This is a genomic window from Streptomyces fuscigenes (genome assembly GCF_021556455.1).
In the GTDB taxonomy this organism is placed as follows: Bacteria; Actinomycetota; Actinomycetes; order Streptomycetales; family Streptomycetaceae; genus Streptomyces; species Streptomyces fuscigenes.
This window is the reverse complement of the sequence record NZ_JAKGCV010000204.1, coordinates 1-9,784: the sequence shown is the minus strand read 5'-3', so window position 1 is coordinate 9,784 and position 9,784 is coordinate 1. Positions and strand designations below refer to the sequence as shown.

Below are 9,784 nucleotides of genomic sequence, written 5' to 3'. Positions count from 1 at the left end.
CGCGTCGCGCTCGGGCTCCTGGCCCGCGGCCAGCACCACGTGGTCGGCCGGCACCAGGCGGCGCTCGCCGTCCGCGTCCCGGACCACCACGCCCTCGCGCGTGATCTCCTCGTACTCCACGCCGACCAGCGTCGCGACGCCCGCCGCGCGCAGCTCACCCATGGCGACCCAGCGAGTGCTGGGCCCGATGCCCGCGCCCACGCGCCCGCCGCGCCGCATCAGCGTCACCGAGCGCCCGCTGCCCCCGGCGGCGGCCCGCTCCCCGGATCCCCCCGTCACCGTGTGCGCGGCGAGGAACTCCTCCGGCGTGGACTTGGCCGCACGGCCCGCCGTCAGCAGGTGCGCGAGGTCCACCGCGATGCCGCCGCCGCCGATCACCGCGACCCGCTCGCCGAGCGCGTCGGGGTCGGCGAACGCCTGCGCGTAGTCGATGACATGCGGCAGCGCCAGGCCCGGCAGGGCCGGCCGCACCGGCAGCACGCCCGAGGCCAGCACCACGCCGTCGAACGTCCGCAGCAGCGCCGTGTCCCGCCCGCCGATCCGGTGCCCGAGGCGCAACGGCACGCCCGCCTCGGCCAGTTCGGCCACGTGGTGGCGCACGGTCGACGCGAAGTCCGCCTTGCCCGGCACCAGTCCCGCCATCCGGAACTGCCCGCCGGGCTCCGCCGCCGCCTCGAACACCTCGACCTCGTGGCCCAGCGCCACCAGCGTGCGCGCCGCCTGGAGCCCGGCCACACCCGCGCCCACCACCGCGTAGCGGCGGCGCGCGGCGCCCGGCGCGGCGCCCGCCGCGAACTCGGCCTCGTACCCCGCCCGCGGGTTGACCAGGCACGACACCCGCTCGGTGCCGAACGACCTGTCGATGCACGCCTCGTTGCAGGCGATGCACAGGTCCGCGGTCTCCGGCCGCCCCGCGCGCGACTTCGCGACGATCGCCGGGTCGGCCAGGAACGGCCGCGCCATCGCGACGAAGTCGACGCCGTCCCCGGCGAGCGCCTCGTCCGCCTGCGCCAGCCGGTTGAAGCGGTTCGACGCGATCACCGGCACGCTCTCCAGCCCCGCGCCGCGCAGCGCCCGCTTCACGTCCTTCGCGAAGACCGCCCAGGTGCCCTCGGGGACCTGGGCCTGCACCGTCGGGACCGGCGACTCGTGCCAGCCGACCCCGACCGCCAGCGCGTCGGCGCCCGCGCGCGCGAGCTCCACGGCGAGCGCCGCCGTGTCCTCGGCGGGGGTGCCGCCCTCCACCAGGTCCGCCCCGGACATCCGGAACAGCACGGGGAAGCCCGGCACGGCCGCGCGCACCGCGCGCATCACCTCGACGGGGAAGCGCAGGCGCCGGGCCGCGTCGCCGCCCCACTCGTCGTCGCGCAGGTTGGTCAGGGGCGCGGTGAACTGGTTGATCAGGTAGCCCTCGGAGCCCATCACCTCGACGGCGTCGAAGCCGAGGTCGCGGGCCGCCTCGGCGCCCCGCGCGAAGTCGCCGAGCGTCGCGGCGATGTCGTCCGCCGTCATCTCCCGCGGCGTGGTGCGGGAGAACCTGCTGTAGACGGCCGACGGCGCGAAGGGCGCGCCACCGTCCGTGCCCTCCACGCCGGGCAGCGCGTACCGCCCGGCGTGGAAGAGCTGCAGGGCGATCAGGCCGCCCGCCGCGTGCACCGCCTCGGCGGCGCGGCGCAGCGCGGCCCGGTGCGCCGGGTCGCCGACCATGCCGTACCCCGGCCCGCCGGCCCCGGCGGGCGAGACCGCCGTGCCGCCGGTGACGATGAGCGCGGCGCCGCCGCCCGCCCGTTCCGCGTAGAACGCGGCGAGCGCCGCCCCGCCGTCCTCCAGGGCCTCCAGATTGAGGTGCATGGCACCCATGACGATGCGGTGCGGCAGCGTCAGGCCGCCGATGGCACCTGACCGGAAGACATGGTCGAACACGTGCTGTACCTCTCCCAAATTCTCCGAACGGGGTGGATACCCCGCGAAATCAGGCTTCCCGCGTCGGGCGCGGCGGAAGCTGGAGTTCGGGACCCGCGTCCGCGAAGAACGGCGGCGCGACCACGCTGAGGCCGCCGTCGACCACCAGCGTCTGGCCCGTGATGTAACCGGAGCCCTCGCCGAGCAGGAAGTCGATCGTGTCCGCCACCTCCTGGACCGTCCCGGGCCGGTTCGCGGGGATGCGGTCCAGCACCCCCCGCATGTCGGGCATGCCCTTGACGTTGTAGAAGTACTCCAGCGAATCGGAGTCGATCAGACCGCCGTTGACCGCGTTGACGTTGATGCCGTACGGCGCGAACTCCACGGCCATGTACCGCACCCACGCCTCGATCGCGGCCTTCATCGCGCCGAGCGTCGCGTACGTCGGGTACGCGCGGATCGAGCCGTACGAGGACAGCGCGACGATCCGGCCGCCCTTGTCCATCAGCTTCACGGCCTCCTGCGCGCCCAGCACGAACGGACGCAGGTTCATCGCGTACGAGCGGTCCAGGTGGTGCGGGCCGACGTTCACGATGTTCTTGAACGCGCTCGCGGCCGCGTTCGAGACGAAGTTGTCCAGGCGCCCGCAGCGCCGCGCCACCTCGTCGAACAGCGCCTGCACGCCCTCGGTCGTCTCGACGTCGGCCTGCACGGCGAAGCCGTGGCCGCCGGCCTCCTCGATGTCGGCGACCGTCTTCTCGGCGAGGTCGGCGTTCTTCTTGTAGTTGACGGCGATCGTGCCGCCCTGGCGGGCCAGGGTCAGTGCCAGCGCCCGGCCGATGCCGCGCGAGGCGCCCGTGATCAGCGAGACCCGCTCGTTCTTCGTGGCGTCCTTCGACCCGCTCATCGGGCGCTCTCCTCGTTCTTCGTGGCCTTCTCGCCGGCCGCCTTCGCGCGCTGCAGCAGCTCGCGGAAGACGACGGCCTTCTGCACCTCGTTGGTGCCTTCCTCGAAGCGCTGCGCCCGGGCGTCCCGGTACACGCGCTCGATCTTCTGCGACTTCCAGTAGCCGAGGCCGCCGTGCACCTGCAGCGCCTTGTCGGTGACGTTCGTCAGCATCGTCACGGCGTGCATCTTCGCCATCGACGACTGCATCGACGCGTCGTCCGCGCCCTGTTCGAAGCGGCGCGCCGCGTGCAGGACCAGCTGCTTGGCGGCCTCGATGTCGGCCTGGTTCTCCGCCAGCAGGAACTGGATGGCCTGCCGCTGCGTGAGCGACTTGCCGAAGGTGACGCGGTTGCTCGCGTACTCCACGGCCAGCTGCTGCGCGCGCTGCGCGAGCCCGACGCAGCTCATCGCGACGGAGATGCGCGAGGGCGTGAGGAAGCCGCCGAGGAAGACCTCCAGGCCCTCGCCCTCGGCGCCGAGCCGGTGGTCGACCGGGACCGGCGTGCGGTCGAAGGTCAGCGACGCGTGGTCGGTGCCGGTGACGCCCATCGTGTTGGACGTGTCCTCGACGGTGACGCCCTCGGCCTCGCGGGGCACCAGCAGCGCGACGGTGCCCTCGTGGCCGCTGGTGCCCTCGACGCGCGCCGCCAGCAGGTAGTAGTCGCAGCGCACGCCGAACGTGATCAGGTGCTTGCGGCCCGAGAGGTAGTACGTGTCGCCCTCGCGCACCACGGACGTGGTGATGTCCGCGCCCGTGCCGTTGGCCGGCTCGGTCAGCGTGAACGCGATCTTGATCTCGCCCGTGACGGACGGGACGACGAAGCGCTTGCGCTGCTCCTCGCTCGCGTGGCCGTCCATCGAGCGCCAGATGCCGTTGACCACGTGCACGATCATGCGCACGGAGCCGTGCGAGCGGGAGAAGATCTCCATCAGCTCCATCCAGCGCGCGAAGCCGAGGCCCTGGCCGCCGTACTCCTTCGGCGCGGCGACGCGCAGGAAACCGAGCTCGTTCAGCTCGGCCCACAGCTCCTCGGGGACCTCACCGGTCTCCTCGATGCGCTCGGCCCAGCGCTCGCCGGGCCCCTCCACCCACTGCTCCACCTGGGCCTTGAGCTGGTGGAACTGCTGGTCGTCGGTCATCTGCTGGTTCTGCCTTCCGTCTTTCTGCGAAGTGGCGCCGGTCCGGGCTGCGGCCCGCCGCCGTGGCCGTCCGCGGCGGGTGCGGCCCGGGGGGCGTCCTTCGACGCCTCCCCGGGCACGCTCCCGCCGCCGGAGGGCATTGTCTACAGCGTGCCGTGCGGGCGCAGACCGCGGGCCCGTGCACGCAGTTCGAACTTCTGCACCTTGCCGATCGGGTTGCGCGGCAGCACGTCGATCGGCTCCAGCCGCTCGGGCCAGTACTGCTTGGCGACCTGGTGCTCGTCCAGGTAGCGGCGCATCTCCTCGAACTCCAGGGTCGCACCGTCCTTGAACACGACGAAGGCGCAGGCGCGCTCGCCGAGCCGCTCGTCGGGCATGGCCACGATGGCCACGTCCTCCACGGCCGGGTGGCCGAACAGCAGCTGCTCCACCTCGGCCACCGGGATCTTCTCGCCGCCGCGGTTGACGACGTCCTTCACCCGGCCGGTGATGCGCAGGTAGCCGGACGCGTCGATCGTCGCCAGGTCGCCCGTGCGGTACCAGCCGTCCTCGGTGAACACCTCGGCCGTCAGGTCCGGGCGGTCCAGATAGCCCTCGAAGACGGTGGGGGAGTGCAGCTCGAAGTTGCCCTCCTCGCCCGCCGGCAGGACACGGCCCGCGTCGTCGGTGATGCGCAGCTCGATGCCGTCGAGCGCGCGGCCGTCCGAGCCCCAGCGCTGGACCGGCTCGTCGCCGGGCGCGGAGAGCGCGCCCAGGCACGTCTCGGTGGTGCCGAACGCGCCGCACACGTCGGCGCCGAGCAGCCGGCCCGCGCGCTCCGCGAGGCCGCGCGGCACCTGCGCGCCGGTGGCCACGAAGATCCGCAGGTTGCGGGGCGTCTCGCCGCTCTCCTCGACGGCCCGCACCAGGTCGGCCAGGAACGGGGTCGCGGCCTGCACGAACGTCGCGCCGTGCTGGTTGAGCGACTGCAGGGCGCGCTTGGCGTCCCAGTCGGACTGGACGATCTGCGGTACGCCGAGCACCAGCGCGAGGACCATCCCGTACAGGAAGCCGGTCTGGTGGGCGAGCGGCGAGGGCACCCACACCGCGTCCCGCGCGCCGAGGCCGAGGTGCTTGACCTCCATGGACACCGCGCGCACCAGGTTGGCACTGCGCTGCGTGACGCCCTTCGGCTCGCCGGTCGTGCCGGACGTGAACAGCAGCTGCGCCACCATGTCCGGCGTGGGGACGATCGCGTCGAGCGCGGCCCGGGCGCCGCCGTCGAGCGACACCTCGTCGAGCGCGGCACCGAAGTCGCGCACGGACACACCGCTCGCGCCCGCGGCGGGCAGCGCCGCCGCGCCGCCGGAGTGGGACAGCACCAGGAGGTGCTCCAGCGCGGCGCGGTCCTCGCCGGACAGGCCGAGCACCTCCTCCGCGGGGCGCCGCGCCCGGTACTCGTCGGCGACGACGAGGACGCGGGCCCTCGAGCGGCGCAGCACGAAGCCGACCTCGCGCTCGCGGAAGAAGGGGATGATCGGGCAGCACACCGCGCCGACGCGCAGCGCCGCCAGCGACAGCACCACGAACTCGACCCGGTTCGGCAGCTGGTAGGCGACGTTCTCGCCGGGCCGCACGCCGAGGTCGAGCAGCAGCGCCGCGGTGCGCTCCACGCGCTCCGCCAGCTCGCTCCAGGTGACGATCTCGTCGTGGTCGGAGCGCACGTCCACCACGGCCGTGTCGTGCGGCCGGCTCTCGGCCCGCCGCCTGAGCCACTCGGGCAGTGTGACACCGGCCGCGAGGTCGGGCTTGGCGACCTCCCGCTCCAGCCGGCGCGGTTTCGCCCTGCCGACTGCGCCTGCGCCCTCCTCCACCGACATGGGCACACCGAGGGTGTTCATGCCGTCGAGGAAGGTGGGGTACGAGATGCGGTACGCGTTCGGGTACGTCAGCGTGGAGAAGCCGCTCGCCCGCGACGAGGCGATGGCCAGCGACATCAGCACGCGGTGGTCGTTGAACGACGACAGCTTGGCGCCGACGAGCCCGCCGACCCCGCGCACCCGCAGGGTGTCGCTCGTCAGTTCCAGCTCGCCGCCCATCGCGTTGAGCTGGAGCATGGCGGCCGCGCGGTCGGACTCCTTCAGCCGGGTGTGCGCGATGTTGCGGAACACCGACTCGCCGTAGGCGAACGTGCCGAGCGTCGAGAGGATCGGCAGCATGTCCGGCACGTCGCGGCAGTCGACGTCGACGCCCTTGAGCATCGGGCGGTCCTGCTGGATGCGGACGCCGCCCGCGGCCTCGTCGATCTCCATCGGCACGCCCATGGCGCGCGCGATGTCGAGGAAGTGGAACTCGGGGTGGTCGGCGGGGCCGCCCTCCAGCGAGGTGATGCCGCGCAGCAGCACGTCCGAGGGGTGCAGCGCGGCGGCGGCGATGCCGAAGGCGGCGGAGCCGATGTCCGGCGGCAGCGTCAGCTCGACCGGGTGCGCCTGCTGGTCCGGCTCGATGTCGAAGCGGCGCCAGTCCTGCGACACCGTGACCTGGAGGCCGAACTGGCGCATCATCGCGACCGTCAGTTCCAGATACGTGCGCTCGTTCAGCTCGCCCTCCACCTCGATGGTGGTGTGCCCGGTGGCGAAGGGCGCGAGCAGGATCAGGCCGGAGATCCACTGCGACAGGGTGCCGGCGATGCGGACGTGCCCGCCGGCGGGCCGGCGGCCGGTCACCTTGATCGGCGGGCAGTCGTCGGCCGACTCGACGCCGACGCCCATCTGTTCGAGGGCGCGCAGCAGGGGCCCGACCGGACGGCGCCTGAAGTACTTCTGCCCCGTCACCGCGACGTCGCGGTCGGACAGGGAGGCGAGACCGATCATGAAGTAGAGGGTGGTGCCGGAACTGCCGGCGGACACGGCGGCGCGGCGCGGCTTGTAGCGCCCGCCCAGTCCCTTCACCACAAAGGTGTCACCGTCACGTGTGACTTTCACACCTAGGCCGCGCAGCAACTGCACGGTGTACTCGACGTGCCGGGCGTCGGAGAGCCCGTGCACACGGCTCTCGCCGTCGGCGAGCGAGGCGAGGATCAGGGCGCGGTGCGCGTGGTACTTGGAATTGGGGACGAGGACATCGCCGGTGAGCGGGTGCTTGATCCCTTTGACGAGAAGGTGCATGGGGGCTTGCTACTCCCTGGCCAGGCGGGCACACCGGGCCTCGGCCGTCGGGGCGGGGGCGGCGCCGTCGTCGTCGCGGCGCGAAGGCGCCTGGACACCACGGACACGGCCCCGGCCGCTGGGGCCGTGGCTCGGTGATGGAACCGTCCATGTGACGGCAGTGGTTACGTTATGAAAGCTGGAGCGGGCAGGCATGCGACATCGCCGGTCGGACCGATGTGCGGTCCTTACGGGGGACGACGGCAGGCCTGCGGGCACATACGCGGGCACGGGAACGACCGTATCGTGAAGTGGCGGGAGCGCTGGGTGAGCGCTCACGGGGGTCAGTCACTCCGTGCGGATCGCGGCATCCGATGACGCGTGGAACAGATCGGACGGCTGTCATGGCGTGGGGCCGACGGTGCGGGCCCCTCCGGTCGTGGCAGGAGCCGAGGTGCGCTCGTGCGGCCCGGAAACGGGTGCACGGGGGAGAGCGTCCGGATGACGAGCCCGCACGGAACCACGCCACGACGGCGGAGGTCCTGCTGGAAGTGCTCGGTCATATGAGCTTTATATCAATGCTCGGTACATGCATGCAGCTCGCCCCGTAAGAGTGAGACGGGCGCAGGTCGGTGACCGTTCCCGGACCTGCGCGGATCTTTCCGTTGTGGCGGACACCACTGCTCGAACACCCGCCCGTTCTCACTCCGTGGAACGGCCCAGGAGCCCCTGGACCGTGGGGAGCATCAGCGACCTGCTCTTGAATCGCACGGTCGCGCGGTTGCCGAGCACCAGTGCGTCCCGGCCGAGCACCGGCAGCAGTGTGGTGCCGCCCCCGGGACCGAACGGAACGGAGAACGCCCTTACGGGGGCGGGCCGGTAGGGCCGGGGACGGGCACCGTGGCGCACACCGTCCAGCTGCGCGCGGATGTTGTGCGCGGCCGCCTGCCCCTGCGCGAGGGCAGTGGGGCTGAGCTTCGCCTCCGCCACGTCGTTGACGTCCCCGATGGCGAACACGTCGCGCTGGCCGAGGACCCGCAGGTGCGCGTCGACGCGCACGTGGCCGCTCGCGTCGAGCCACCCGCCGCGCCCGGCCAGCCGCAGCCAGAGCGTGTTCGGTGTGGTTCCCGTCGTCCAGAACACCACGTCCGCACCGAGCGGGCTGCCGGCCTGGTCGCGCAGCCTGCTGCCGACACCGCCGGCCGAGGAGACGAACGTGTCGAGCAACACGCGTACGTCGTGCGCCTCCAGCCAGGCGCGGGCCCGGCGGCCCATCCGCCCGGTGCCGATGCGCGACAGCAGCCGGCTGCCGGAGTGGGCGAGCGTCACCGTGGCGCCCGGGTTGGCGCGCCGCAGTTCCGCGCTCAGCTCCACACCGGACGGGCCGCCGCCGATGACGAGCAGGGAGCGCGCACCGCCGACCCGGCGCTGGTGGCCGAGGAAGGACGCCGCCGCCTCGCCGACCGTGCGGCCCGTGAACCGCGCGGGCTCCTGGTAGTCCGCGCCGGTCGCCAGCACCAGCACGTCGTACGGGGCGATCCCGCCCGACGCGAGGACCACGCGGCGCTCCGCGGTCTCGATGCCCACGGCCTTGTCGCGCAGCACGCGCCCGTGCTCCAGCAGCGCGTCGTAGGGGATGAACGGCGCGTACGTCCAGTCGGCGTCGGCACTGGCGCGCAGGGACGCGATCCGGTGGAAGAACGTCTCCTTCAGGTCGATCAGCGTCACGTCGGCATGCCGGTCGAGGTCCCGCGCGAGCCGCACGCCCGCGTATCCCCCGCCGATGATGACGACCCGTCGCGAGGCCGTGGTCGAGGCCATGGTCAGCCCACTTCTTTCCGCTCGCACTTGTTGCTTCCGCTTGTGGAACGTGTACGGACCCGCCCCCGGTTCACCGTGCGCGCGCGGAGCGGGGCCGGGCCCGCGGGGCGCGACTCCCGCCGGGGCGCGGTGCGTGCGACGGCACCGGCCGGGCGAAAGTGGCACCGAGGGGCAAAGCGGTTGCGCGCCGGGCGCCGCGTCCTCCTCGCGGCGATTCCGGCCGGGCCGCCGGGCGACGCGCCGCACCGGGCGGCCGGCGGCGGAGCGCCTCGCGTACGTTGCGGCCGCACACGTTCGCCGCGCGGCAGCGGCAGCGGCAGCGGCGCGGCGGGGAGGGGCGGGGCGCCCCGCCCTCACGGCTCCGCCCCAGTCTTGGAAGGATGCCTTACGAGAACGGTGGGAACGGTGGGATCGGGGCGGGGCTCACGCGTCCCGGCGCATGTCGAAGACGCGTTCGCGGGCCGCCTCGGCCGCGCGGGCCACCGCGCCGAGCAGGACGGCGTCGTCCCCGAGGGCCGAGCCCACCACCCGCGGGCGCAGCGGCGTCAGGTCCCGCAGGCACGCCCGCAGCGGCCCGAGCAGCAGGTCCCCGTTGCGTCCGACGCCGCCGCCGAGGACCACGAGTTCGGGGTCGAGGACGGCCGCGAGCGCCGCGACGGCGTGCGCGAGGCGCGCCCCCTCCCGCTCCACCACCCGCAGGGCGGTCGCGTCGCCGGCCCGGGCCGCGGCGAACACGTCCTTCGCCGTACGGGTCACGGCCTTCGGCATGCCGAGCGAGTGGGCGAGCGCGACCACGGCGTCCGCCGAGACCGCGTCCTCCATCGGGCCGCCGCGCGCGGGCGCCCCCG

At 73.5% G+C, this 9,784-nt stretch carries 6 protein-coding genes; all 6 read right to left on the bottom strand.

The window, feature by feature from the left end; all coding sequences use genetic code 11:
• The coding region (locus L1885_RS17135) for an oxidoreductase (RefSeq protein ID WP_235797996.1) at positions 1-1,923 on the bottom strand (1,923 nt) is incomplete at its 3' end.
• A gap of 49 nt (positions 1,924-1,972) precedes the next feature.
• On the bottom strand, positions 1,973-2,809 hold the full coding sequence (chcA, locus tag L1885_RS17130) for a 1-cyclohexenylcarbonyl-CoA reductase (protein ID WP_235797995.1): 837 nt from the start codon (positions 2,807-2,809) through the stop codon (positions 1,973-1,975).
• The gene (locus L1885_RS17125) at positions 2,806-3,990 is read right to left on the bottom strand and encodes an acyl-CoA dehydrogenase family protein (RefSeq protein ID WP_235797994.1); all 1,185 of its coding nucleotides are present in this window, start codon (positions 3,988-3,990) and stop codon (positions 2,806-2,808) included. Before L1885_RS17125 ends, chcA begins: the two co-directional genes overlap by 4 nt.
• A gap of 143 nt (positions 3,991-4,133) precedes the next feature.
• Entirely contained in the window at positions 4,134-7,136 is a 3,003-nt protein-coding gene (gene aroA / locus L1885_RS17120) for a 3-phosphoshikimate 1-carboxyvinyltransferase (protein ID WP_235797993.1), read from the bottom strand.
• A gap of 681 nt (positions 7,137-7,817) precedes the next feature.
• Positions 7,818-8,936 (bottom strand): NAD(P)/FAD-dependent oxidoreductase, encoded by a 1,119-nt coding sequence (locus L1885_RS17115; RefSeq protein ID WP_235797992.1) that lies wholly within the window; start codon positions 8,934-8,936, stop codon positions 7,818-7,820.
• Between the two features lie 423 nt (positions 8,937-9,359).
• A partial coding sequence (locus L1885_RS17110) for an ROK family protein (protein ID WP_235797991.1) occupies positions 9,360-9,784 on the bottom strand: 425 nt, incomplete at its 5' end.

Coding starts and splice junctions, on each gene's coding strand:
- chcA (WP_235797995.1), bottom strand. CDS start 2,809: ATGAGCGGGTCGAAGGACGCCACGAAGAACGAGCGGGTCTCGCTGATC.
- L1885_RS17125 (WP_235797994.1), bottom strand. CDS start 3,990: ATGACCGACGACCAGCAGTTCCACCAGCTCAAGGCCCAGGTGGAGCAG.
- aroA (WP_235797993.1), bottom strand. CDS start 7,136: ATGCACCTTCTCGTCAAAGGGATCAAGCACCCGCTCACCGGCGATGTC.
- L1885_RS17115 (WP_235797992.1), bottom strand. CDS start 8,936: ATGGCCTCGACCACGGCCTCGCGACGGGTCGTCATCATCGGCGGGGGA.